Raw genomic sequence first — 24820 nt, forward strand, 5'->3', positions numbered from 1 at the left:
TATGCAGCTTCAAGAAATTCAACAGTTACTTCGCTCGGAAAAATTTACAACTTCCTTGAAACCAGCAGATGAAAACATCCCTATAGATCAACTCTTTGTAGCTTTGAATGGCGAGGAAGCTGAGTATGTATTGGAACTTGTTTACGTTCCCAATCTTGAGAACCAACTGGAAAATGTTAAACTGCTGCAATTTTTTGTTCGCCTTCCCTGTGAAGTTGAACTCTCTGCGACAGAGGAAATCAAAAATTTAGTTTTGCATCTAAATGTTAATACTCCTTTAATGGGATGGGGTTTTCAGGAAGACTTGGAATTATTATATTTCCGTCATATCCTAGTTGTTCCTAACTTATCTGGGGCTAATACTCAAACCGTTATTACCCAAACGGTATGGCTAATTTTTTACTTGCTTGAGACTTTTTATCCTGTCATTGCCAGTATTGCCACAGGCGAAAAGAGTTTTGAAGAACTACAGGATACTGTCTAACGATGGTATATATTTTGACCCGTGGGGGGGTTTTACCATTAATAATTGCTTCGCTCGATTAACTCCAATAAACCGCTAGCCACCTGCAATACCGATTGCATAGGACACGATATAGCCAGGGTTTTGAAGTGGAGCTTTCAAATGTTATAAATTCGATTTATAACATTTGAAAGCCCCAACAAGCTCTAGTTAATATCCTTCAATTTTTTAATTACCAACTTCTTGACTGCTTCGGCAACTTCACCTTGGATTGATGATTCTTTGTCTTCTTCAGCCAAATCATTATATTCTTCAGTGGAATATTTCTCTTCTGCCTCTTTTTTGGCTTTTTCGGCAGCTTTCTTTATCTCTGCTGGATTCAGGTTTAAAATTGTATAAACCTCATCCAACTTCATACTCAATATTGTTTCCGCAGTCAAGGCGTATTTAGCCTCTTTTTGCTTGGTAGATTTCAAGCGGTTATTAATTCCAGTGAATGAACGCAACAAAGGATTTTTGCTGTCAATCCTGGCTAATTCTGCCTCTTCAGTTATTTGAACCAGTCTAATCATCTCGCTCTCTTCAGAGGGAATAGGTTTTCCTTTATCAACATAGTTTTCCTTGATAAATAGCAAATGTTTTTTAGTATGTCCTCCGTGTTTAGTTTTTCCTTCAGAAATTTTTGAGAGCAAGTCATCTATGAAAAGCTTCTGAGTTTTAGAGTTGTATTTGGCAGTTTGTTTAAGGATGTCAATTGTCCACTTATACTCTCGTCGCGCCATAAACATAGAAATCTGCAAATCGTTGAGTAAAGGCAATTCATCATTTTTGACATCCTCAAGAACTGATTCTAAAACTTTCTTCGTTTTTTTGTCCTTGATGTTGCCAATTCTTTCCTTAATCGCTTTTTGGTACTCTGCCGTCATTAGTGGTAAAAAGTCTGCTGTTCCTGTTTCATCTTCATTTGGGTTTGTTGTTTTAGATTTTACTTCTTCAGCAACTTCTGTTAGAATTGTCACTGCCTCATCATATTCTGTCTGAGCTTTATCGCGCATGTATTGCTTAAATTTTTTGAATCCTACCCGACTTATCTTAAACCCAGCCGCAATTCCGGCTATGATTGCCCCTGGTAGCGCTCCAACACCACTGACTGCCAAACTTCCACTGACTATCCCAGCAGCACCAAGTACCATATTAATTCCAGCATTAGCTTGCTGTTTTGTCAGTCGATCTTTAATTAACATTAGGGCTTTTTGCTCTTCCTCGCTGCGCCCTTCTGCTAAAATGTCAAGCTTTTCTTTTTTCGCAGCAGCACGACCAATTTTGTACGTACTCTGGAGAATCTGGATCGAACCAGTTACAATCTCCATAGCACTTGTACCAACTCCTAAAGCAACTTTTGCTGCATCGTTACCAACTACTTTTGCTATGGCTTTCCCCAAGCCCAGCGCCCCGGAAGTTATGGTTTGTAAGGTAGTAACGCTCTGAAAAACAAGCTCTACAATTCTGTGACTTTTGAGATCTCCTTTATCAAATTTGCCTTCTTGATAATCTTTAACAAATGTGGCAAACTGTTCTATCCCTTTTGCCATTGACTCAAATAAAGTAACGCTTTCTCCTATTACTGAACTCGTGTTACTACTTACTTGAGCCTGTGCATCCTTAGCATCTTTTAGCTTTTGGATCTTGCCTGCAGCAGCCGCTCCTGCTTTAGCAGTTTTACCCATATTAGTAAGAGTGCTGTATGCGGCTTTCCATATTTCGGTTTTGGAAATACTTTTATCACTTGTAATTTTCTCTAACAACCCTTTCGCTTCTTGCAATACCCCGAAGAGGCTTGAAACCCCACCAGATACTTCTGAAACAACATCTACAACACCAGCATCTATGCTATCAGGCGTCATACGTTTTGATGTTATTGAAGTCGCACTTGACAACGCCCCAGTATACCCTTTGCCGAGAGCCAACAACTGGTCTGTCGTAGTATTTTTTTCCTTATTTCGGAACTCTTCCATGCCCTTGCCAATATTACTGGCAATGTCTGCGCTAGAAATTCCTGTAGATGTATTCACATTAATTTCTAGATCGCCGAATGCGGCTTTAACAGCTTTGCCACCAGGGCCAGTTTCTTTCAATACTTCTTGGAATATGTCTCTTTTCTTGGTTTTTGTAACACGCTGTATAATCTGTCGCTGAGAACCCTGCTGCACTACATGGGTCAATTCGTGGATCAGTAGTTTTTGACCTTCACGATTTCTAGGTTGATAAGTTCCGCGCTTGAAAAAGATGTCCTGTCCTCTGGTGAAAGCAACCGATTGAAGGGAATGATTCAATTTGTCTGACTGGTCATCTGTATGTACCCTGACGCCACTAAAATCATGATTCAATGACTGTTCGATCGGTTCTCGAATATCCTGGGATATGGGCTGTCCGTTACCTTGTTTCTGTTTAATAGATGTTTCCAAGTCGGGAGTGGCAGCCATCCCCCCGGCTACAGCCCCAGGAGATGACACGGATTTCCGCATCAATTTTTCGGTTTGGATAGCTTCGGCCTTAACTAATCGATCGGATGCGGGGGCGTTAATCTGCTTAACTACCTGTTCGGCAACTTCGTCGGCTTCCTGTTCGTACTTATCCCCTGGTTGATTAACTGTCAGTTTCGCCTGCACCGGATAACTCTGCAGTCGTCCATTTGTTAACTCGCGGGACAAACCTCTAAACAAAGGCTTGCGTTGGATTGAGGAGTTAGCAGCCGTAGAGATTTGTCTCAAAAGTGCGTTTGGGGAGCTATCTGCTGGCATATCTTGGTGACTTGGCGACTCAATCAAGCGACCGAATGCTTGGTTGCCAACCATCTCTTGCAGTTCTTCTGCCGGATGGAGATGAGTGTTTTTGCTAGATGCAGCTTGCTCTTTGACGGAATCTGTAGCTTGTTTGGTTGATTTTTGCCGCAACATACCCATAATATTACTCCCCAGTTCCTAATTTTTTGACTTTTTGAAGCTCGATCAATGTTAACTTGTGCGATCGCACTTATCAGGTTCTCTATCAATCCTAAATAACTTTTGACCCAAAAGTCTAAAATCGATTGACTAATGCCCGACAACCTCGCACGCTCCAATACTAACCCAACTGCTAGAACCGTCGGCCCAATGTTCCTTTTTCCAAATCGGTACATTGTGTTTGAGCGTATCTATGGCGTACTGGCAAGCTGCAAAGGCTGAGTCCCGGTGGGGACAGCCAACAGCCACCAATACGCTGATTTCTCCCACCTGCAAGTGTCCGACGCGGTGGTGAATAGCGACCCGATTGACATCAGTCCACTGGCGGCGGATTTCAGTAGCAATTTGCTGGAATACTCGCACGGCCATCGGTTCGTAGGCTTGATATTCTAGGGAAACTACAGCTTGACCGTTAGTTTGGTTGCGGACTGTACCGCTCATCATTACCACGGCTCCGTTGGCGGGGTCATCTGCCAAAGCGTATATTTCCTCTACAGACAGCGGCGCTAAGGTAATGGCGAAGCTGTCGGATTCATGGCGTTGAGGAATTGTGCCGAGAGAAAGTGCAGCGAAGGAGTTCATTGCGAAAGAAGTGGTGCTGGAGAACTCGATCGATCTTGACACAAATCAAGTCGCGATGGATTTGTCTTGCATTCTTGTCGGGGACACTGGGAGGCTAATCTTGAGACCCATCTTGTAGCACGGGTGAGGGCCCGACGCCATCGCCCCGAACTTCTGCACCAGTGCGATCGGCTACAATATAACTCGCCCGAACCTAATGAAGACCGTGATTGAAGACGAGCAGGATGCTTTTTTATCTAATTAACTGCCGATATTGCTGTAGCAACTCAATAAATAAGCACACCCCATAAGTAGTGTCATTCGTAACTCAGTACAAGCAATTCCCCACCCCAATCCATAACTTCGTTCCCTTTTTAATGACACAGTTAAGTTTAATTCTGCCCGGAGTTCTGATCCGCGTCGGCAAAATTTTTAACAGCCGATGTAAACTTTATTTATTTTTTTGTTCCGGAAAGCTACATCAATGACATGATATACCTGTGCATGGTTCAGGAACATTAGCCAATACTCGGCAACAGCAAGACCTTAACGCCCTTTTGTGGCTTTTATGAAACATAAGTTAATAATTTGGGCTGTTAATTGAGGTTTTGACCTGAGTCTGCACCAAGAAAGGTTAACAACAATCACGAGGAAACTATGGAAGCACTAGCATTGAGCCACTCTTTTGTTGCTTATGAATCTCCAGAGTCCGAACTCCAACTCAAGTCGTTAGACCAACTGGGCTTGAAAATTCCTAATTCTGCATGGATAGGCGTTGCAGGTATGGCAGTAGCCCTATCTGTTCTGAGTGTCGGTGGCGAAGCCCAGGCGGCAAGTTGCTACCGCAAACACTGTGGCCATCGCGCTCATCACAGCCATCACAGCTACGCCAAAGTTGTCACGAATGGCGGCCGACTGAATATCCGCCACCGCCCCAGTAGCTGTTCTGGTGTAATCGGCAAGTTATATTATGGAGACCACGTAAAATTGACCGGTCGTTACAAAAACGGCTGGGCCCAACTCAAAGGTGGTGGCTGGGTGTCTGCGTCCTGGCTTTCCTAACTCTTAACTAGAGCAATTTACATTTCTAGAAAGAGTTTTAATCGTTACCCGGCTATACTGGGTAACGATTATTTTAAATATGCGATCGATCCTGAAAATCAGGGAATATCCGAAATTCATGACTAACAACTAACAGCCTAAACTTTACCCCCGCCGATTAGATAAAGTAATGCCATCCGCACCGCCACGCCGCTGGTAACTTGCTGAGAAATCAGGCTAAACTGGGCATCGTCCATCAAATCCGAACTAATTTCCACGCCACGGTTAACCGGGCCAGGGTGCAACACCTTCACATCCGGCTTGCAGAGTTTCAGTCGATCGCGCGTAATCCCGTACAAAGAATGGTACTCTCGTAAACTCGGCAGCAAATGGTCGCTCATCCGTTCCTTTTGCAGCCGCAAAGTCATCACAAAATCAGCATCGGCCAAAGCAGGTTCCAGATGCCAGTGCAAAAATAACTTGCCTTCCCTACCATCGCCACACTCAGCAAACAACAGCGGTAGCAAAGTCGGCGGCCCGGCCAAATGAACCTCTGCCCCAGAAGCCGTTAGACTCCAAATATTAGACCTAGCCACCCGCGAATGCAAAATATCCCCCACCACAGCAATTTTTTTGCCCGCTAAAAGTTCCAGCCGCGGACGTTCGGTATCTAACAGAGCACAAATAGTAAATAAGTCTAGCAAACCTTGCGACGGGTGTTCGTGCTGGCCGTCTCCAGCATTGAGAACGCTGACTCTTGACCCCAAGCGATCCATTTCCGAAGCAATCGTGCTGGGAACTCCAGCTTGTTCGTGCCGGATCACCATCAAATCCGTTCCCATCGCCAGATAAGTCTTAGCCGTATCCAGAATAGTCTCCCCCTTCGTCAGAGAAGAACTTCCCGGGGTAAAATTTAGCGTATCCGCCGACAGCCGTTTCGCCGCCAACTCAAAACTATTGCGAGTCCGGGTAGAAGGTTCAAAAAACAAATTCGCGACCACTTGACCCTGCAGGGCCGGCACTTTCTTCGTGCGGCGGCCGAGTACCTCCCGAAAACTGGCTGCTGTTTGCAGCACCGTATCGTATTCGTTCGAGGTAAAATCAGCCAGAGTGAGAATGTGTCGCCTTGTCCAAGTCATACAATTTTAGATTTTAGATTTGAGATTTTAGATTGACTCAATCAGGACGGACGATGGGTTGGGAACTTGCTTGTACGCCCGCCCTGCTGTCGCCTTTGAATGTTCGATCGACATTTAGGGGTGGCGATCAACAGTATCCAACAATTTTCGATCGCTTTTGCGGTGAGTGGAGTTATAATCAGTTTATGTAGCTCCGACCCCACTCTCACAGCGAACCCAGCGTCGAAGGTGAAACAGGTGTGGTTTACCCGCAGGAAAGCGGAAATTACGCTGTAGCAGCCAAAGCGCAGTAGTTGCAGTTTCTCCTACGCAAACTCAGCCTTGTCAAGAACAAGCCGAACGCAGCCCTTGCATCTGCCACTATGTGGAAACAACAATGTGGAAACAATCGAGGCGGCAAACCTCCCACTGTCGATCGACAGCATATAACGGGACATTTTAAAGATGATTAATTCTTTGAAGTCGGTCTTGACTCTTCAGTCCTGCTTATAGGGCCTTGTCAAAACGAACTCTGTTAAGATACAAGTTAAATATGTAGCTTCCCGACAAAAATCTACACGTATCTTGGCGAGACTGTTCTTGGCGAAACTGCGGTAAAAAGTGTGAGATCGGAAGTGGTAATTCACAAAATTTAAACAATTCAAGAGGTATTATGAGCCAGCAGGTTATACAGCCGATGGTTAAGTTCCAGCGTCAGGTGCATTCTCTCGTCACGTCTGACATTATCAAGCCCACAGACAGTATTTGGAAAATTGCTCTGCTTTACGGCGACGAATGGCCGTACTGGAAACAGCAATTGCTAGAGTTTGATTTTTCTATGCAAGACCCCGTGAGCGAGTTGATAGCTGTAGAAGCTTGGGACGAGGAATAACAGAGGAGACGGAGGACTGGGGTGTCGGAGAGAAATTCCGAGGCGATCGGGTAAATTTTCTTTCATAAATTCCCCTTGCTAGCTTATTCCCTCTTCCCTCTTCCCTTTGCCTTCTGACTAATGACTTTTTCCTTCTGACTAATCACTAATGACCAATGACTAATGACTTCTGCCTTCTATTAAAGCGAAGCTGCTAAAGCTCGAGCTAATTGTTGAGCAGTTTGAAAGCGATCGCCAGGCTTAGCTGCCGTGGTTCGCAAAATGGTGTCCCGCAGCTTGGGGGCGATCGTCGGAATATTATCGAGCTTAAACCCGTAACCTCCAGGTATTTTCCCGTAAAAGTTTTGAGGGCTTTGGGCCGTCAGCAAAAAAATCAAAGTAGGCCCAATAGCATATAAATCCGACTGAGGGAGAGGCTGTCCCCGGTCTTGTTCTGGTGCGGTGTAGCCTTCAACGCCGATGCGAGTGCCCGGAGGAGTGCCGATTTCTTTAACGGCTCCAAAATCCAGCACTGTAATGCGATTGTCCCGGTGCCGCACCAGCAAATTAGCAGGTTTAATATCCCGGTGGACGATCGGGGGTTTTTGAGAGTGAATGTAGTCCAAAACCTCACAGGTTTGGATCATCCACTCTATTGCTTGTTGGGGAGCAACAGGCCCGCGGCTGTAGATGCGTTTTTCTAAATCCTCGCCGTGGAGCATTTCCATCACCAAGTATTTTTTGCCCCCTTCCACAAAAAAGTCAAAAAACTGAGGAATTCCCGGATGGTGGAGGGCCTTGAGAGTTTTAGCTTCACGTTCAAACAGTTCTTGAGCTTTGACTATTTGAGCCATGTCAGCATTCATTTCCTTGAGGACTACCAGAGAAGCTGCGGGGGAACTTCCGGGTTTTTGAGCTTTTGCTTTCTCTCGATCCCAGGCTAAAGTCGTTGTCCCCATACCGCCTTGGCCCAAAGTTCGCAGCACTTGGTAGTGTCGGACAGTGCGATCGACTTTAATCGGTTCGCCGCAGTGGATGCAGAATAAATTCCCCGGCGGGTTTCCCGCGTGGCTGCACCGTGGGGCGGCGAGATTGACGGTGGGGTTCGCCTTAATTTGGCCGCCGAGTTCAATAGTAATCACTTGGAAATGCAGAATTGGGCCGCCCCGCGCCAACTGGATCAGGGCACCGTCGGATATCCAACCCTGAGACATGAGAATACCGTTAACCAAAGTGCCATTTGTCCCGGAATTGACTAAGTACCACTGGCTGGATCTCCCGCTATTAACTCTTTGCAATTCCAGATGCTGCCGCGACACTAGAGCATTGGGGATCACAACGTGATTTTCAGGAGAGCGGCCGATGCGAATAATGGATTCGCTCTCGAAACTCCACTGTTGCAGGGGGGCCTGTTTTTCTGGATCTAAAAGAGTCAGCAGCATTTTCGATTGATGTGGTTGAACTCCCTGATTTGGCAGTGAGAGTGGGCGGGAATTTACAGATTAGGGGCGTAGGGCTTTAAAAAATTAGAAATTAAAAATTACTTATGAGCTTCACAGGTGAGTTTTACTAAAACTTTATAATATCCTGATTATAATTAAAGATTTCATAAACAATAAGTTATAAATAGTTTTTTGGAAACAATTATTCGTAAAATTTGTGAGGAGTCGATCGCTCCTTAAAACACAGTCGAGCGATTTAACACTTGAAACTACAAAAAGTACGTAAACAATCGCTAAACTTTTACGTAAATTTGCTGTAGCAGCAGGTTGTGATTTACCCCCCACATCTATAGGTAGGGCGGGAACTTCCTGCCTAGGCCCCAATTGCCCCAAGAGCGATCGAGTATAAAACAGATTTCGCATCAGCCCGCCTGCAGAGTCACTTCATTTTAGTTGAATTTTTTTTCAGTAGACTAACTATTTTTGTAAGTGAAAGCTCTTTCAGCTATGATGAATCCACTTACTATCAAGCCACTTTTTCCGGTAGATTCCCTGAACAGAGTCTCAAAATAAAAGCGACTGATAAATGGTTAGTCCTCCACAGCTTTTCTGGAATAGTATGGGTCTGCAATCAGTAGACCTCTTGCAAAAATCCTTTCATCAATTGATGGGACGGGCTCTCCGGCCCGTCCCACAAGAGTTATTTTTTCTTGTGGGATGGGCATCTTGCCCGTCCTAATTATTTTTGCAATAGGTCTAGTTTTGGAACACTCAAACCGAAGCTGTTTTAACACCGGATACCTAATAACAGAGCCAGCAGTAAAGCCTTGCCCGGAAACGGCAGAAGCTGTTTCCTTTCCCTGCAACAATTGCAGGTTTAACCCAAGCCGTCACGGGGGAAAGCGCCACCTTTGAACAAGTTGGCAGCATCGAAAGTCTAAAATCGAAATGCGCCTACCTGCGCCCGAATGATAATTGCCGTGATATTGTCGTGACCGTTGCGTTTGTTGCCCAGTTCAATCAATTGGGCAACTCCCTGGTCGAGATCGGCTTGGGGATTGAAAAGGGGTTCGAGAGTGTTCTGCCAGTGAGTTTCCAACAAATCATTATCTGTCAGGCCGTCAGAAGCCAAAATTAATAAGGTATCTTCGCACAAGTCTAAAAACTGCACCTCTGGCTTGAGAAAATTACTGTCTCGCGGGCCGATGGCTTGAGTTAGTTGATAGGCGTCGGGACGGGCATAAGCAGTTTCCGGGTCAACCCCGCGCTTAATTTCGCGCTGACCTACTTCGTGGTCTGAGGTGATTTTTTCTAGGGTTTGTCCCTTTCTCAGTCGGTAGAGGCGGCTGTCGCCGACGTGGGCAACAGCGAATTGGGTGTCTTGAACTAAGACTGCGACTAGAGTTGTACCCATGCGGGCGCTGCCGGAGCGTCCGTCCTTTTGATTGATTTCAAAGATGGCTTTGTTGGCTAGCAGCACTCCCTCGCGGATGGTGTCTGCCGGAGGTAGTTGATTTTCCCAACAGGTTTGAAAGAATTCTCTGAGGGTTTCAGCGGCTAGTTGGCTGGCTACTTCTCCGCTGTCGTGTCCGCCCATGCCGTCGCAGAGAATGTAAAGCCCTTTGGTTTGAAAGATGCGACCGAACGAGCTTTCGAGTTTGTTGAGCTGAGTCCAGATGCTGAAGAAGTCTTCGTTGTGGTCGCGCGTGCGGCCGACATCGGTGAGGCCTGCGTCTTCTAAGCTGTAAATCTGGAGTGGCATCGGCTGGGTTAAGACCTCGCCAACCTCGGGAGGCGACTCGTCGGGGCTGCGGTAATGCCTGCGCGTCGGGGTTGAGCTTGGTGAAGGTGCGGGTTGGAGTTCGAGAGGAACAGTTTCTAGGCGCGATCGCAATTCTTCGATCGTGTTAATCTCGCCTCTGTACATTTGTTGCAGCAGTTCGAGCAATGCGCCAAACTGAGTGCGATGATCGGACTGGCTAAATATCACCTGCCACAATTGCCCCAAATCTACCAGTTGCAGGTTTGAGCCGGCGGGTTCGGGATAGAGGTATTGCAGCCGCAAAGAAGCCAAGGAAAAGGAAGAGTCGGGGTTGACTCGCAAATTTGTCAGTTCCAACAAGCTTTGCCGACAGCGCCAGGGTTCTAGGGCAGCCCAGAGTTCTGTCATTTCGTGCAGCCAGTATAAAATTTGCTGGGTGGAAGTTTCGGATTGACTCCAGCGTTCTACCAGCAGCGGCCATTGGGAGCAGTCTTCTAGCAGCAGCACTGCCTGTTCGTTGTCTGACCAGCTATCGTGAATGACTGGCAGGTTTTGAGAGAATTGCCACCGGAGTGCCAGATAAGGTTCAGCTATGCCTTGGCAAAGCTCTGCTAAGGCGGGATTGGTTGAATTTTCTCCGCCTTTGATTGCTGCGGTATAGGGGGATGTTCGTCGGGCGACGCTGGCAGAGTTGGCTGCTAGCATGGCTTTGAGGGGTGACATTTCCAGTGGCTGACAGTCCAATACTGTTACTGCTACTGTGTCTGAGCGTTTTCTCGGCGGCACGGTTTCTAGGAGTTGGTAGCGCTGCTGAGTGTCTAAATAAGCTCCTGCTGGCTGGGAAGGGATTAAATATTCTGAATTGGGGATGGGGAATTCTGGAGATTGGGGGGAGATGTCAGCTATGTTTGGGCTGTCTGGGTTTTCTGTTGCTTCCTGGATTTGTTTAGGCTGTGGTGCGGTTGTAAAAGTCTGCTCAGATGCGGTTATTTCGCGCTCTGGTGCTGTAGTAGAGCTTTTTTCGGTTGTTTGAAAGGATGCTGGTACGATCGCCCCCACGGCTACCACAGGGTCAATTTCTGTGCTGCTGAATTCGCCGTCGCTTGGCTGTGGAGAAGTTGGTTCGACTGCTGTTGGGGGTTCGGGTGGGGTGGTTATTTCTGTTTTAATGCTGTCTGTGATTGGTTCAGCAGAGTTTTGGCGCGATGCGATTTCTGGAACAATCTCTGGTTTTTGGGGAAACTCGGCTGGGGGTAGGGTTGACTCGTCTGGTTCGACTGCTGGAAAATTCGATCGACCGCAGATAATCGCCCGCCACACTTGACCTGTTGCAACGCCGCAATTCTGACATAATGCGGCGCTAAAAGCGACTTGGGCACCGCATTCGTGGCAAGGTTTGTAAATTAGGGAATTTCCGCATTGTTGACAAAACTTGTTTGGATTGGGATTTTCAAATTGGCAGCGGGGACAGAGAAGCATAGGGGTTTTAAATTGGAGATGGGCGATCGAGTGAAAGCGGTGGGGAGTTTTGGGTTGTGGCCTGTGAGTTAGGAATTATGAGTTTTGGGTCTGACTGGCAACGGATAACTCTCATTGTCCTATGCCTTATTTTATCGGCATGAATTCAGAAGTAAGATATTTCTTAGAACTGAGATGTTGCATCCGTGTCAGGAATAGGCCTCTTGAGCCCGATCCACAAAAATTTCTCTCGCTTCAGGGCCCCAAAAGCCAGCCCCATCTGTGGTAACAGCGTGCGTACCCCATAAGAAAAGTTATCTGATGAGTGGAACGGGCCGGAGAGCCCGTTCTTGACAATAGTGCAATATCTCAGTTAGAACTGATATCTTGCACGATTGTCAGCAACAGGCAAGATGCCTGTTCCACAAAAGATAAATTTTCTTGTGGAACAGGCATCTTGCCTGTTCAGAAAAGGCTTATTGACAATAGTCCAATATCTCAGTTAGAAGGGAATTGCTGTAGAATCTTCTTGGAAAACGGTTTCTCGGGCGATCGACACAATGGTGGAAAGGGGTACTTCACAGAAATATTTCCGCCGGAATTGTTCTTCGGAGACTGCTGCTAGAAATTGCGCTGCAAAACGGGCGGCGATGGGGGAATTTGGCACTGAGAAGTTGATGGATTGGCTATCTAATAACGGTTGCGGGATTTGATCGGGCGCGTCTTGCTGCTGTGCGGTTTCGAGTTGTCTGGTGATGTGGAAAGCTCGATCGCGATAATTGATTTTAAAACCGAGATATGTTAGGGTTTTGAACCCCAGTTGCAGGGAGGTGTCGCTGATGCCGAGTTTCTGGCGGAGTTGCTGTCTGGTGACGGGTTTTTTGGTGCGGCTGAGGTATTTGGCGATGCCGATTAGCTGTTGGCAGATTTGCTGTGGGGGTACGAGTGGGGGTAAAGTATAGGCGATCGCGAGTTTTTTCTGAGTGTGCTGTGCTTGCCGAAACCAGATCCGCAGTTCGTCCCAGCTTGCGGGGCATTCTTTGAGGACGATCGAGTTTTCGCGATCGACCATTTCGGAATTGTAAACTAGATTGTCGATCGACATTGGAGATTCTAAGTTTGTGCTGGCTGCTAACAACTCTTCATCATTATTTCTCTTGCGCCAGTCTACGATCCAATCTATTTTAGTCGGCGAATTGATTGGGTTGTCTGCCGTGCGTTCCCGCACTGCTACGAGGCGCACTTCATACCGCGATTTGTAAGTATTAAAATCGAGTTCAACGGTGGCATCGCAGCGGCCTTGGGGAACTTCATTTTGATTGTGTCCCCACCAAATGCCGGGAAATCCCGTATCGCTAGATTCATCCCTAATTGTAAATTCTGTTTTAAGATATTCTACTTTTTGCCCTTTCAAATCCTTGATTTTTTGATTCCACAGATTGTCAAACCAGCAGTTTTCAATCAGCAATTTGGGGGCGGGGTTGCCCATACCGCACGGTTCGAGCAATTTTAGTTCTTGAAATAAGTCCTTGCCTAATTCGGAGACAGTAATTTTTAGGTCGGCTTGAACGGGGGCGGCTGTTAAACTATCTGTACTGTATTGTTGCCGCAGTTGCTGATTTACCGCATCGGTAAATAGGGGGATATTTTCAACGGGGAGACTCAATCCGGCAGCGAAGGGATGACCACCAAATCTGTCCAATAAATGCGCTTGGTCTTTGACTAATTGGTAAAGGTCAATTTGATTGGCGGAACGGGCGGAACCCCTGGCAATTTTGGATGGGGAAAGTGTTGGTGATTCTGAATCTAAGAAAGAGGTAAATTGCGTTTCCGGGGTATTTTCGTTAATTTCTTCGCTTCCTTCTGTGCTGAATAAAATCACGGGGCGGCCGTATTCTTGGGCGATTTGTCCCGCTACTAATCCTAATACTCCTACGGGCCATTGGGGGTCGCTGAGGACGATGACGCTAGTAGTTGAGAGGTCGAGTTTGGCTAATTTGGCGGCGGCATCTTTGGCAACATCTTTTTGTAAAGATTTGCGCCGGGAGTTGGCAATTTCGGTTAAATTTGCTAGTTCTTCGCAGCGTTTTTTGTCGCGGCTGGTGAGGAGTTCTACGCAGAAGCTGGCGTCACCTTGAATGCGGCTGACGGCGTTGATTCGGGGGCCGAGGCCGAAGGAAATGTCGGTTGGGCGATCGCCCGTTCTTTTGCACAGTTCGAGCAATTTTGCAACTCCTGGGCGGGTGGGATTTGCGATTTGTTTTTGCAGTTGTTGGATGCCGATTTGTGCTAGGTAGCGGCTGTCTCCTGTAAGTTGGACTAAATCGGCAATTAAGCCGATCGCTACTAATTCTAATAAATCTGCGAGCGGGCGCTGCGGAATATCCGGTAATGTGTGATATAATGCTTCAATTAATTTGTAAGCTACTCCAACTCCTGAGAGGTTAAATAGTTGGTGGTTTGGGGGAAAGTAGCGGGGATTGATAATGGCTGTAGCTGGCGGGCGATCGTCTGGTAATGTATGATGGTCGGTGACAATTGTATCGATGTTTAAGCTGGTGGCGTATTCGATTTCGGCGATATTTGTACTGCCGGTATCGCAGGTAATAATTAAGCTAATTCCCGCTTTTGCTAAGGCATCTATTCCTGTGATATTGAGTCCGTGAGATTCGGTTAAGCGGTTGGGAATGTAATAAGTTAGTTGGTCGTTTTGAGTAAAAAATTCTCCCAGTCCGTCCCAAAGTACGGAGGTTGAGGTAATGCCGTCGGCGTCGAAGTCTCCCCAAATTGCGACTTTTTCTGCGCTGTTTCGTGCTTGCTGGATTCTTTCTATCGCCCAGTTCATTTCTAGTCCGAATTCAAAGGGACTTGCTGGTTGATAAAGTTGGGGATTTAAAAAACCTGGTATTTGTTCTGGGTTGTGAATTCCTCTATACCAGAGAAGTGCAGCGGCATAGTGTCCGGGGAGTTCTGGTGCATGGTTTCTGACAGCTTGGATCAGCCAAGCTGGGGGCTGGGATAGGGGTTGAGTTGGCAAATTTTGAAGTAGTTCTGTCATAAGTTATTTCATTAATTCCTGTAGGGGCGGGTTCACCAACAATCTTTCATTCACATCCACAATATCTATAAACCCGCCCCCACCGGGCGACTAATAGTTGCATAGTACAACATTTGAATTAAATATATATTTCCTCAATGATAGCAAGATTTGGCAGCCAATCTGTGGGAGTTTCTGCGGTCAGATTTGGTGAGGAAGCTGTGTTGTCTGTTGTGCGGTTGCAGCGAGTGGCAAATTGACAGGAATCGCAAAGATTGGAACTAATTTCTACTTGGGGTAAGAAGTCGCCGGCTTCGGTATAGCGCTGTCGCCAGTCGGTTAGCTGCTGCAATAGGTGGGTTAAATCTTGTTTTGTGCGATCGTGTTCTGTTTGGTTGTAATAAAACGTGAGTTTTTGCGGCGGTTCTTCTCCTTGCAATTGTACGAACCAGTATGTCATGGAAACTTGTTCGGGGGAATAGTCGCTGGTTTCTACTAAGACGTATAAATAGAGGCGAGTTTGCCAACTTTCGGCTATCCATTTTGATTTTTGAGGGCGGGGATAGGTTTTCCAGTCGAGAATTTGCGCGGCGTTTGGTTCTGCTATTAGCAAGTCATAGATAACGGTGAATAGGTAGTCTTGGAAAATTAGGGTGCGGGGGTGTTCGGCTTGGCGGAAAATGCGATCGCTATTTTCTGAATTAGCGAAAAGTTCGGGTGCGGTGTTGATAAATGCTGCTACACAGCGTCCCAGTTCGGGGTCTTGTTGGATGATGAATTCAATGGGAAGTCCGAGTTCTCGCTGCTGCATTAATAGGTGAAAGTGGCTTCCCCATGTGAGTTTTTCTTTGTGTTCTGGGGAGGCGGTGGTGGCGAGTAGTTCGAGGTAGCTGTGTTGGAATTTGCGGGGGCATTCTTCGAGGATTTTGAGTTGGGTTTGGGATAGTCGGAGCATTTTATTTAGGGATATTCATATTGTTTGTTGCTGCTGCTTGTAGTTAGAATCTTCGTCGCAGTCAATAGTACCGAACAATTCCAATACTTTCAGTTGTTTTCTCATTGCAGCTTTAACAGCAGGATGAATCAAGTCTTCAGGAATTCGATTGCGCTCTATATAAGTATTTATTTCTTCCTGGTTATCCAAATAAAAGCTCAGCGCGTCAAAAATTTGAGCTAATTTCAGGTGAGGTAAGTGCATCGGGATTTCTTCAGGAGTAATCCCCAAACGCCACAATTCCACGATCGCCCGAACGGAAGTCCTGGTTCCTGCGATAATTGGTTCGCTTTGCAAGATTTCAGGGTGACGTGCGACATAACGCGAAACAGATTGTACAGTCATGGCAAATTTACACGACAGATATATTTTTATTATATGTTATGATTTAAGCTAAAAGTGCGTCAAAAATTGAGAAGCATTAAGCGCGATCGCCCTTTGCTTCCCCAAGTGCGATCGCCTGTTCAGATCGATCCAACGCTAATTAATCTTCCCCTAACTCTGAAAACAATAATTCCAAGTCTCGATCGCCCCGCAGCACGCGAGCAATATCAATCCCGTCCGATCTGGGGTAATAAAAAATTAAATAATCCCTAACACTAAATCCGCGCAAGTTGGGGGATAACCTCTCATAGCGTTTGCCCATATTGGGAAATTCGGCGACAAGTTTACATTTTTGACGAATTGCATCAAAAAGCTCGCTGGCTGCCCTGGAACTATTGCGAGCAATGTACTCACAAATCTCATTCAAGTCTCGGACGGCTTCATCTGAAAATGTATAACTGTTCATGCCCCTGACTATTCTCTTCGATCGATCTTTTCTTGAATTTTGGCAAACACAAGTTCTCCATCTGTCACTTGTCCCTTAGCAATTTGTGCAGTTCCCACTGCTATTTTTTGGCGAAGTTCTTCGATGCGTTGTTTTCGTTCTCTTAAAAGTGCGATCGCTTCTCCAATTAGTTCTTCAGCGCTGCCATATTTTCCGCTTTGAATTTGCGATCGAATAAACTCTTCGTATTCCGGCTTTAAGACAATATTCATTGACCTGCTCCTTTAAATCACAGAAAGGTTACTGCACGAGCGTGACATCTTTTGTAGATTAGCGTAGCACAAATATTAATATTCTCAGAGATTGTGGCAGCCCTAGAGTCGAGCTTGAAAAAATTATTGTGAATCGCGTGCGATCCTCTTCGAGGGCTTCGCTAACGCACTTTTGGCCAACCTCTCTACAAATTCCCAACTTGTTGAGCAAACCACATCGCCGCCGTCCCATTTCCCTCACCCAAAAGTTTTAAAGTCTCCGATAGTAAAGCAATTGGCAATCCCTCAAGCGCACCGGAAATTTCGCATTCCTGATATTTCCCGTTTTCCTGCAAGCGAAATGCCAAAACTCTCTCGCCCTTAATATCTACTACCCAATACTCAGGAATTCCCAAAGCAGCATACAACCGCTTTTTTTCATCTAAATCGCTGGCCAAAGTAGTATCGGAAGTTTCTATAACTAAATCGGGGATTCGCGATTTATTCAGATTGACTCGGCGCGGTTCACCTTTTTGCCACTGGATGAATTCTCCGCCGACATATAAAATGCGATCGGGCGCACCTCCTCCCACCTTTGGCTTTTCAATTACACATCCACCCAAATCATCGAAAGCTTGTCCTCCTTTGTTGACAAACCAAAATCCAAACACCAGAGTCAAGAGGTTGTTAAATCTAGCGTGATTAATTCCTTCATTACCCATGTCTATCCAAAGATATCCTTCATAAAAAAATATTCTGGCTTCCTCCAAAGATGGATCTTCGCAAGCCGCTACATAATCTTCCCACGTCGCGGCTTGCCATTGGGGGATTTCACCCACTTGAGACACGATGAATTTTGGAGTTGTATAAGTCATGATTCAAAAGCAAATTGAGGATAATTTTATCCTAACTGAAGTTGATATTTATCTGCTGGATGCCCAGAAACCGGGTTTTTGCGAAAATACTCGTTACAGCCCGCAAAAACCGCAAAAAACCCGGTTTCTTTGATTTTGATGCGGTGCTTATCGCATTGCTGTGGGCGCCGCAATTGGTACTTCTAAGTCTGGTTGCAAGTCAAAGACTACGACAAGTGTTGCTTGAGGCATCAGTTGACGCCGACACAGCAAGTGCCCGTCAGCATCCGATCGACTGCGAAATCGCCCCACAATCGCCCGCTGCATACTGGGCATGAGTTTGGCGATCGCCCAAGGGTAAAGGCGTTTTTGGTACGCGATCGCCCGATGATTCGCACAGAATCCCTGTTGATAACCGTTTTGTGTCATAATCGTCTGGTATTCGTAAGCAGTACAGGAAAGGGCGTTAGTAAGTCTCTTGGCGGAAATCGACTAACGCCTCTACTACTATGATTAAACACCAAATAGGTCATATCCGTCAACTATTCACGGTAAAACTTAACGTTTTGTCCATCAAAAGGTTCTGTCAGCTATGGATCTGAGAGCCTTAAGAGAACGTGCGGGGCTAAAAATTATAGACGTAGCACATATACTAGAATGTGCGGAATCTTCTATTCGCAACTGGGAAAAGGGTCGAACATTGCCAAAAATGGAAGTTTGGCAAGTATTCCGAATGCGGGACTTGTATCGATGTACCGAAGCGGAGTTAGTGCTAGCTGTCAGAAAGTCAATGCCGATGGAAAAGAAAGAACAGACAAAACTGACAGAGTAAGAATCCTCTGGATTTATTAGAGAATGTAAAGTATTGTAGGGGCGGGTTTTACAGACAATAATTGTCTAAAATCGATCATCTTTTAAACCCGCACCCACGAACAGGGCAAATTGATTTATTAGAGAATGTAAAGTATTGTAGGGGCGGGTTTTACAGACAATAATTGTCTAAAATCGATCATCTTTTAAACCCGCACCCACCCAACGGCAAATCCCCATCTACCTGTAGGATCAGCTTGATGAAACTGTGGGCTTTGCAATTAGGTCGGGGCGGGTTTTTGAGATTGTGGGTCTTAGGCTGAGATTTTTCGTAAAACCCGCCCCTACATCAAATCATAACTTGGTAATTAGGTCGGGGCGGGTTTAAAAGATTGTGGGTCTTAGGCTGAGATTTTTGGTAAAACCCGCCCCGATATCAAATAATAACAAATCACTCTTTTGTCAAGACAAAAACACTGTCTTTATTCCCCCGTCCAATCCGCAAATCCTTATCCAAATAAGTAATATCCAGCCATCCCTGCTGTTCGCGAGTATCCAGCCCGAAATCTACAGCAGCGAACTTTTTCCCCGACTCAATCTCATCGATAAACTTCCCCGGATATTCATAGCCAATCAACCTGCTTAAACCTACTATAGACCGCTCAAACTTCACCTGCACTCGCCGTTCCGAAGTTGGCTCAAATCTCGCCGCTACACTGACAATTCCTTCCAAATAAGGCAAGCCGTAAAGTTCGCCAATGTTGTAAATTTTAGATTCTTTGACGCGGATAGATTGATAAATTTGACCCAATTTTACCAAGGGAAAACTGTCAAGATTCAGCAGTTCGCGGCTGGTGGTGTACAATAACCGCCAATCACCATTTAAAAGCTCTGCAGCTTCGACAGGGCGAGGCGTGGGGTTGTAATCTTCCAATTGGGCGATCGCACTTAAAATCGCTTGTTTGTCGCTGGGAGTCGCCAGCAAACCGCGATTCTTACCAGCAATTATCTCTAAGAGTGCAGATTTTCTAAGCATGATTTTTTAAGAAGGAAGAACACTGATTTTGACACGAATACACGGATTAATTCAGGGCTGTTTCATTCTTTTGTAGGGGCAATCCCACGCCCGGTTGCCCCGATATCTGAAACCCCTACCCGCTCGTCTATGGGCTGGGCGGGCACGGGGAGTAGGGGTCGCACCGCCCCTACAAAACCCTGGTTTTTCTGAGAATGAAACAGCCCTGGGATTAATTATCGAAGGTGAGGCAAAAGTCAGACCGCTCTTTTCTTCTGTCTCAAGCGAGAGGGACGAAATTTTGTGTAGTAGCGCTTTTAATCGCCGAGTCCGCAGAGTATTAACAACTAATAACTAAGATACCAAATTTCACCAGATAGAGCAGAGTCCGATACAGGGATGCTAATTCTTGCTCGTTTTTGGTATAACGCCTGAGAACTTCACCGACACTGACAGCACCTTCCTGCTCGATCGCATCCAATATCTCCATCTGAATGCTAACAGATATTCTCCTATCCTCACCAAAACTGGTAAACCTAATTGTCTGTACCTGCTTTAAAAGTTCTGGTGTGGCGATCGCACCCAGACTCAGCATCATCTCATTGCTTAAACTTCTAGTCGCATAATGGCCCAATACCCGAAACGGATCGTCGCCTAGGGGATAAGGCGGCTTCCCAGGTTTTAAAGGTGCTGACTCCGGTGCCTCCATGCGAATTTCTGCTAATTCCCGCCACAATTGTTCGTAAGCAGCAATTACTACTTTCCAATCATAAATTTCCCTCGCCCTTTGTCTGGCATTTTCCCCCATCCGCTTTCTCAATTCGGGGTTTTCAATTAATTCACACAACGCCAGGGTGCAAGCATCAATGTCTACTGCTGTCGCGAGGGAAGTGTGACCCATGTAAGTCGGCCAATTTAAGCTGTCGTCAAGATAATTTAGCGCTAAATCTAAACAAGATTCGGGGGGCGGGATGAGTGTGGGAATGCGGAAGCCGTCTATTTCGTGGCGTACAGATTCTTTGTATCCGTTCCAATCGGAGACTATGGCCGGCAGTCCGTTTGCCATTGCTTCAATTGGCGTCAGCCCAAAGGATTCTTGAACGTTGTCCGAAAGCGAAATGAAAATGTCGGCGGCCGACCAAATATTTATTCTAACTTCCGGCTTTCTCCCATCTAAAAAAATAGCATTCACGGAGGGACAAAATATTTGCGCGCTATTTTTAAAGTCGGGTTCTTCTCTCGGATCTTCGATCCAACCTGCTTGAATTAAGTGGATTTTGGCTTTTGTCTGTTGTGCCGCGCCCTCTAGGGCGATGTACATCGGTACCGGATGAGCTTTTGCAGAAAAAATCAATCGACCGACAAATAACACAACAATATCTTCGGGAGAAATGCCGAGTTCTTGTCGCAGTTGGCGACGACTATTAACTGCTTCCACACCCTGCGGAAACGCGCTGCAATCCACTCCTAGGGGAATAACCGGCAATTTGACTAAAATTTCCGGTTTACCGCCGTTGCGCTGGGCTAAATATTCAGACCACTCCGTCATAACTCCTTCTACTGCTGTTTTCACCGCTGCAGAGGTGCAGATCAGGGCGTCCCAAGGCTGCATGGGTGCGGTTATCAAATCGCCGATCGCCCCCATGATGTATTTTGTACCGATCGTGTGAGTAACGCCGCAAACGCTGTAGGCCCGCTGATCGACAAATCTGCGCGCCCAAACCATCTGCGACAGAAGCGGATCGGGTCGGTAAATTGTGCCCGGTTGAGATAGAAAATCCGGTCGTTCCATCGGAATCCAGCGCACTTTCCGAGGTTTTTGCAGCCAAGGTTGGATGTGCGAACAAAACTCCTTAAAGGTTATTTCGCTATCGGCGTAACAGTAGAGAGAGTCAGCGGTTCCGTGTTGGACTAAGCTTTTGAGAAACCCTTCTCCGGCTGAATGACGCCCCAGAAGTTTTTGCCCTCCGGTGTCGTAACCCTCTTTGTTGTATAAAACCGCTGCCGTTGTATCCATTCTGAGATTTATTGCTTGAGAGTTGACTGAAGAAGCCAGAGGGCATTCGAGCTCAGGCTTTGATGAAAAACCAGGAGACTGTTGTGAATCAAACCCTTGCCGTTAGCGAAGCTTGCAGAATACGATCGCCACTTGTCCCGCGATATCTTAAAGACGATCGTCTTAGATTACAATGCTTACGGCTAAAGAAGGATTGGCAAGAGCGGATTTTAGTGTTATCCTCATGCCCATGCTTGGGGGCGATCGCCTTTTCGGTCTCCCATCTTATCCCGATCCGGAACCAAACAGTGCCTGTGGTATAATGCTTTAGCCTTGCTAAATGCCCGATTTACAAGTGCTCGATCAAAGGAGCAGTTCGTCGGCAAAACGTTACCTCTACTCGATCGCGTCTTTGTCTTTAAAAACCGATAATCATGTACAACCCATCTCTGCGTCAAATTCCTCGCCACTTACCTGCGGATGTAATTCCATTAAAACAGCAATCTTCTCTTTTAGACTGGTTGGAATCTAACAATCGCCTGTTAGCAAGGGATGTTCAAGAACCCGACTATCTGCACGAAGAAGAAATTTCTGAACTTATGGCAGTTGACGACAGTCCTTACGATGATTTAGAAGAGGAAGTAGAAGAGGATGTGAGTGTAGGCGAAGAATAACGGGTAGAAGGGTGAAGAAATCAACTGGAAACAGGGAAGAAAAACTAAGAGATTTCTCAATCTCCTGTATCGCACCCTATTCCCCATTGTCAATTGCTTATTCTCAAATAGTGTGTGGTGAGGAGTGTTATGGATAACTTTTTGGATGAGAAAATCCCTTTAAGTCTGCCTTTCAAACTTACAGGCAAGAATTTATTCCTGCTGCTGGGTTTGGGGCTAGGCACTGTAGCGATCGGTTTAGATGTAGCAGCGGATAGATTTTTGAATTTACCTGCATCGCTATTTATGCCGCTAGTTGTTTGTGCTTTAGTTGCGTCGGGGTTGGGCTATGCAGTTGTACCCCTACTCCAGCAACTAAAAGCAGGACAAATAATTCGCGAAGACGGCCCCCAAGCCCATTTGAAAAAAGCGGGAACGCCCACAATGGGAGGCATCTTTTTTGTACCTGCTGGGGTAGCAGTCGCTGTACTTTGGTCTAAGTTTAACTCAGATGTTGTTGCCGTATCGGCTTTAACTTTAGCTTACGGTTTCATTGGCTGGATTGATGACTGGCAAATTCTGCGACGCAAGTCGAACAAAGGTATTTCACCTCGGATGAAATTGGCTTTGCAAATAAGTTTTGCTGCTCTATTTTGTCTGTGGCTGATGTTTCATCAACCGGCAATTTCTACGAATGTTGCTTTGCCTTTCGGTTGGGTATTGCCATTAGGTTTGCTGTTCTGGCCGCTGGCGGGTTTTGTGCTAGTTGCCGAAAGCAATGCTACTAATATTACCGATGGTGTTGACGGGTTGATGGGAGGTTTGGGGGCGATCGCACTTTTGGGATTAGGCGCATCTGTAGCCTCAACTTCGCCAGAATTAATGATATTTTGCGCTTGCATCAGTGGCAGTTGTTTCGGTTTCTTAGCACACAACCGCAATCCAGCCAAGGTGTTTATGGGCGATACAGGTGCTTTAGCTTTGGGCGGTGCGTTGGGTGCGGTAGCTTTATTAACAAATAGCCTTTGGATATTATTAATTATCAGCGGGATTTTCTTTATTGAAACGCTGTCAGTAATTGCTCAAGTAGGTTATTACAAAGCTACAAAAGGGCCGGATGGAATCGGCAAGCGTCTGTTAAGAATGGCTCCACTGCACCATCATTTAGAGTTGTGCGGCTGGTTGGAAACTCAGGTTGTTGGGATATTTTATTTAACAAACGGGGTGTTAGTGTTAATGATTTTGATGTTTACTAGCAACAGTTAACAGCGGATTTGGTAACGGATTGTGCAGGGGATGCAAGAGATATTTTCTCCTATTTCAAAGAAACAGGCTTTCCGGCCTGTTCCACAATAACTGAATGCAGTTGTGGAACAGGCCGGAAAGCCTGTTTAAGGGAAAGAAACAGGCTTTCCGGCCTGTTCCACAATAACTCAATGCAGTTGTGGAACGGGCATCTTGCCCGTTTAAAGCTAAAGCAACACGCTTTTGGGCTGTTCCACATTTCTTAGCCTCTTAGAGAGGGACTTCGTTTCTGTAGTAAGTAGCAGTTTCAACCGCCGAACAATCTATAATATCCCTAGTTAATGCAATGGAAATAAAAAAAATCAGGGGCAATATTGGAAGAACTGTTTCATCTACAAGCCTTCTATTGCTGGCTGCTAGCTTAGTTTTTTACTGGAACCTCGTTAGGCTGGGTTATGCTGTTCCAATTCCCTACATTTTAGACGTTTTCTGCTTAAATAACTGTCCGGCTGATGATTTAAATATTTGGCATACCCAATTACCGCCCGATAATTTATTAAACTACGACAAGCCGCTAAGACAAATTTTAGGCGAACCAGATAAGTTAGATAAAAACAGAATTTCCATCCTAGTTGAAAAATCAAAATACAGGCTGACTCTATACGATAGCAAAAAGCCAGTAAAATCTTATCCTGTAGTATTTGGTGGCAACCCCACAGGTGATAAATTAAAAGCAGGGGATTTGCGGACGCCGGAAGGTGTGTTTAGGATTAAAGATATGTATCCTCACGAAAGTTGGTCAAAGTTTCTGTGGCTGGATTATCCAACCAAACAATCTTGGCGAAAACATATAAAAGCTAAGCAAAATGGTACAATTGGCTGGGGCGATAGTGTAGGGAGCGAAGTCGGGATTCACGGCGTTCCTCCTAATTCGGATAATATTATAAAATATCGATCGAACTGGACTTTGGGCTGCGTTTCCCTGGAAAATAAGGATGTTGAGGAGTTGTATCAGTTTGTGCAGAAGGGAACGGCAGTAGAAATTAGTCCGTAGTCAGCAGTCAGTAGTCATTAGGAGGAAGTACAAACATTAATCCGTGTATCCGTGTCATAATCCGTGTTGTGCCTCCTTCCCCATGAACAACAAAATGTTTTTACCGGAAGTTTCGGTGGTAGTGCCAGTTTACAATGGCGAGGCAGATTTGCCGGATTTGATCGAGTGTTTACGATCGCAAACTTATCCGCCACACAGTGTAGAATATCTCTTAGTAGACAACAACAGTCGCGATCGCACTTCAGCAATCCTCGCAACAGCAGCCTCTAACCCCCCCTCACTCCCAGGGCTGTTTCGGGGCAACCACGGGGGGTTGGGCGGGCACGGGGGCACCGCCCCTACAAAACCTTCCGTAGGGGCGGTGCCCCCGTGCCCGCCCCCACCCACAGATTTTTTCATGGGCATTTCAGGCATCGGGACTCTT

At 46.0% G+C, this 24820-nt stretch carries 24 protein-coding genes; 10 read left to right on the forward strand and 14 right to left on the reverse strand.

What is annotated here, in order from left to right; all coding sequences use genetic code 11:
* Position 1 precedes the first annotated feature (1 nt).
* Positions 2 to 484: a hypothetical protein gene (locus tag QUB16_RS19300; RefSeq protein ID WP_333318527.1), complete on the forward strand. Its 483-nt coding sequence runs from the start codon at positions 2 to 4 to the stop codon at positions 482 to 484.
* Positions 485 to 669: 185 nt separating this feature from the next.
* On the opposite strand, the gene QUB16_RS19305 is transcribed toward QUB16_RS19300, so the two are convergent.
* A complete protein-coding gene (locus tag QUB16_RS19305; RefSeq protein WP_333318528.1) occupies positions 670 to 3132 on the reverse strand; it encodes a DUF4157 domain-containing protein in 2463 nt (820 codons plus the stop codon).
* A 423-nt stretch (positions 3133 to 3555) separates the two neighbouring features.
* A complete protein-coding gene (locus QUB16_RS19310) occupies positions 3556 to 4047 on the reverse strand; it encodes a molybdenum cofactor biosynthesis protein MoaE (RefSeq protein WP_333318530.1) in 492 nt (163 codons plus the stop codon).
* Positions 4048 to 4683: 636 nt separating this feature from the next.
* On the opposite strand from QUB16_RS19310, the gene QUB16_RS19315 reads away from it, so the two are divergent.
* Complete coding sequence (locus QUB16_RS19315) at positions 4684 to 5088, forward strand: SH3 domain-containing protein (protein ID WP_333318531.1); 405 nt, start codon at positions 4684 to 4686, stop codon at positions 5086 to 5088.
* A 137-nt stretch (positions 5089 to 5225) separates the two neighbouring features.
* Here the strand turns inward: QUB16_RS19315 and QUB16_RS19320 are convergent, their stop codons facing one another.
* Entirely contained in the window at positions 5226 to 6206 is a 981-nt protein-coding gene (locus QUB16_RS19320; RefSeq protein WP_333318533.1) for an aspartate carbamoyltransferase catalytic subunit, read from the reverse strand.
* A gap of 32 nt (positions 6207 to 6238) precedes the next feature.
* Here QUB16_RS19320 and QUB16_RS19325 point away from each other — a divergent pair, with 32 nt between their 5' ends.
* Both QUB16_RS19325 and QUB16_RS19330 read left to right on the forward strand, forming a co-directional pair.
* Positions 6239 to 6397: a hypothetical protein gene (locus QUB16_RS19325; protein WP_333318535.1), complete on the forward strand. Its 159-nt coding sequence runs from the start codon at positions 6239 to 6241 to the stop codon at positions 6395 to 6397.
* 461 nt (positions 6398 to 6858) lie between these two features.
* Positions 6859 to 7077 carry a DUF4327 family protein gene (locus QUB16_RS19330; RefSeq protein WP_006631282.1) on the forward strand — a complete coding sequence of 73 codons (219 nt, stop codon included), beginning with the start codon at positions 6859 to 6861 and terminating at the stop codon, positions 7075 to 7077.
* Between the two features lie 179 nt (positions 7078 to 7256).
* Here QUB16_RS19330 and QUB16_RS19335 read toward each other — a convergent pair whose 3' ends face one another.
* From QUB16_RS19335 to QUB16_RS19370, 8 genes are all read right to left on the reverse strand, one after another.
* Positions 7257 to 8498, reverse strand: a complete 1242-nt coding sequence (locus QUB16_RS19335; RefSeq protein ID WP_333318537.1) for a protein kinase domain-containing protein — start codon at positions 8496 to 8498, stop codon at positions 7257 to 7259.
* Between the two features lie 937 nt (positions 8499 to 9435).
* Positions 9436 to 11739, reverse strand: a complete 2304-nt coding sequence (locus tag QUB16_RS19340) for a serine/threonine phosphatase (RefSeq protein WP_333318539.1) — start codon at positions 11737 to 11739, stop codon at positions 9436 to 9438.
* Positions 11740 to 12220: 481 nt separating this feature from the next.
* A complete protein-coding gene (locus QUB16_RS19345) occupies positions 12221 to 14776 on the reverse strand; it encodes a DHH family phosphoesterase (protein ID WP_333318541.1) in 2556 nt (851 codons plus the stop codon).
* Between the two features lie 118 nt (positions 14777 to 14894).
* Entirely contained in the window at positions 14895 to 15710 is an 816-nt protein-coding gene (locus QUB16_RS19350) for a PD-(D/E)XK nuclease family protein (protein ID WP_333318543.1), read from the reverse strand.
* A 15-nt stretch (positions 15711 to 15725) separates the two neighbouring features.
* The gene (locus tag QUB16_RS19355) at positions 15726 to 16094 is read right to left on the reverse strand and encodes a DUF433 domain-containing protein (RefSeq protein WP_445251140.1); all 369 of its coding nucleotides are present in this window, start codon (positions 16092 to 16094) and stop codon (positions 15726 to 15728) included.
* 139 nt (positions 16095 to 16233) lie between these two features.
* Positions 16234 to 16539: a type II toxin-antitoxin system RelE/ParE family toxin gene (locus QUB16_RS19360; protein WP_333318545.1), complete on the reverse strand. Its 306-nt coding sequence runs from the start codon at positions 16537 to 16539 to the stop codon at positions 16234 to 16236.
* A gap of 8 nt (positions 16540 to 16547) precedes the next feature.
* Positions 16548 to 16790, reverse strand: a complete 243-nt coding sequence (locus tag QUB16_RS19365) for a type II toxin-antitoxin system ParD family antitoxin (protein ID WP_333318547.1) — start codon at positions 16788 to 16790, stop codon at positions 16548 to 16550.
* A gap of 185 nt (positions 16791 to 16975) precedes the next feature.
* Positions 16976 to 17644 (reverse strand): Uma2 family endonuclease, encoded by a 669-nt coding sequence (locus QUB16_RS19370; protein WP_333318548.1) that lies wholly within the window; start codon positions 17642 to 17644, stop codon positions 16976 to 16978.
* Here QUB16_RS19370 and QUB16_RS19375 point away from each other — a divergent pair.
* The gene (locus tag QUB16_RS19375; RefSeq protein WP_333318550.1) at positions 17643 to 17777 is read left to right on the forward strand and encodes a hypothetical protein; all 135 of its coding nucleotides are present in this window, start codon (positions 17643 to 17645) and stop codon (positions 17775 to 17777) included. The genes QUB16_RS19370 and QUB16_RS19375 overlap by 2 nt on opposite strands.
* Positions 17778 to 17791: 14 nt before the next feature.
* On the opposite strand, the gene QUB16_RS19380 is transcribed toward QUB16_RS19375, so the two are convergent.
* Complete coding sequence (locus QUB16_RS19380) at positions 17792 to 18052, reverse strand: hypothetical protein (RefSeq protein ID WP_333318552.1); 261 nt, start codon at positions 18050 to 18052, stop codon at positions 17792 to 17794.
* Positions 18053 to 18215: 163 nt separating this feature from the next.
* On the opposite strand from QUB16_RS19380, the gene QUB16_RS19385 reads away from it, so the two are divergent.
* Positions 18216 to 18455, forward strand: a complete 240-nt coding sequence (locus QUB16_RS19385; RefSeq protein ID WP_333318553.1) for a helix-turn-helix transcriptional regulator — start codon at positions 18216 to 18218, stop codon at positions 18453 to 18455.
* Positions 18456 to 18884: 429 nt separating this feature from the next.
* On the opposite strand, the gene QUB16_RS19390 is transcribed toward QUB16_RS19385, so the two are convergent.
* A complete protein-coding gene (locus QUB16_RS19390; protein ID WP_333283136.1) occupies positions 18885 to 19469 on the reverse strand; it encodes a PAP/fibrillin family protein in 585 nt (194 codons plus the stop codon).
* 319 nt (positions 19470 to 19788) lie between these two features.
* Positions 19789 to 21465 carry a glycosyltransferase family 4 protein gene (locus QUB16_RS19395; RefSeq protein ID WP_333318555.1) on the reverse strand — a complete coding sequence of 559 codons (1677 nt, stop codon included), beginning with the start codon at positions 21463 to 21465 and terminating at the stop codon, positions 19789 to 19791.
* A 413-nt stretch (positions 21466 to 21878) separates the two neighbouring features.
* On the opposite strand from QUB16_RS19395, the gene QUB16_RS19400 reads away from it, so the two are divergent.
* From QUB16_RS19400 to QUB16_RS19415, 4 genes are all read left to right on the forward strand, one after another.
* A complete protein-coding gene (locus QUB16_RS19400; RefSeq protein WP_006631296.1) occupies positions 21879 to 22118 on the forward strand; it encodes a DUF3134 domain-containing protein in 240 nt (79 codons plus the stop codon).
* A gap of 129 nt (positions 22119 to 22247) precedes the next feature.
* Positions 22248 to 23363, forward strand: coding sequence for a phospho-N-acetylmuramoyl-pentapeptide-transferase (gene mraY, locus QUB16_RS19405; RefSeq protein ID WP_333318558.1), 1116 nt, complete (start codon positions 22248 to 22250; stop codon positions 23361 to 23363).
* A 325-nt stretch (positions 23364 to 23688) separates the two neighbouring features.
* Complete coding sequence (locus QUB16_RS19410) at positions 23689 to 24396, forward strand: L,D-transpeptidase (protein ID WP_333318560.1); 708 nt, start codon at positions 23689 to 23691, stop codon at positions 24394 to 24396.
* A gap of 82 nt (positions 24397 to 24478) precedes the next feature.
* A partial coding sequence (locus QUB16_RS19415) for a glycosyltransferase (RefSeq protein ID WP_333318562.1) occupies positions 24479 to 24820 on the forward strand: 342 nt, incomplete at its 3' end.

The organism is Microcoleus sp. D3_18a_C4 (assembly GCF_036702415.1).
GTDB lineage: Bacteria > Cyanobacteriota > Cyanobacteriia > Cyanobacteriales > Microcoleaceae > Microcoleus.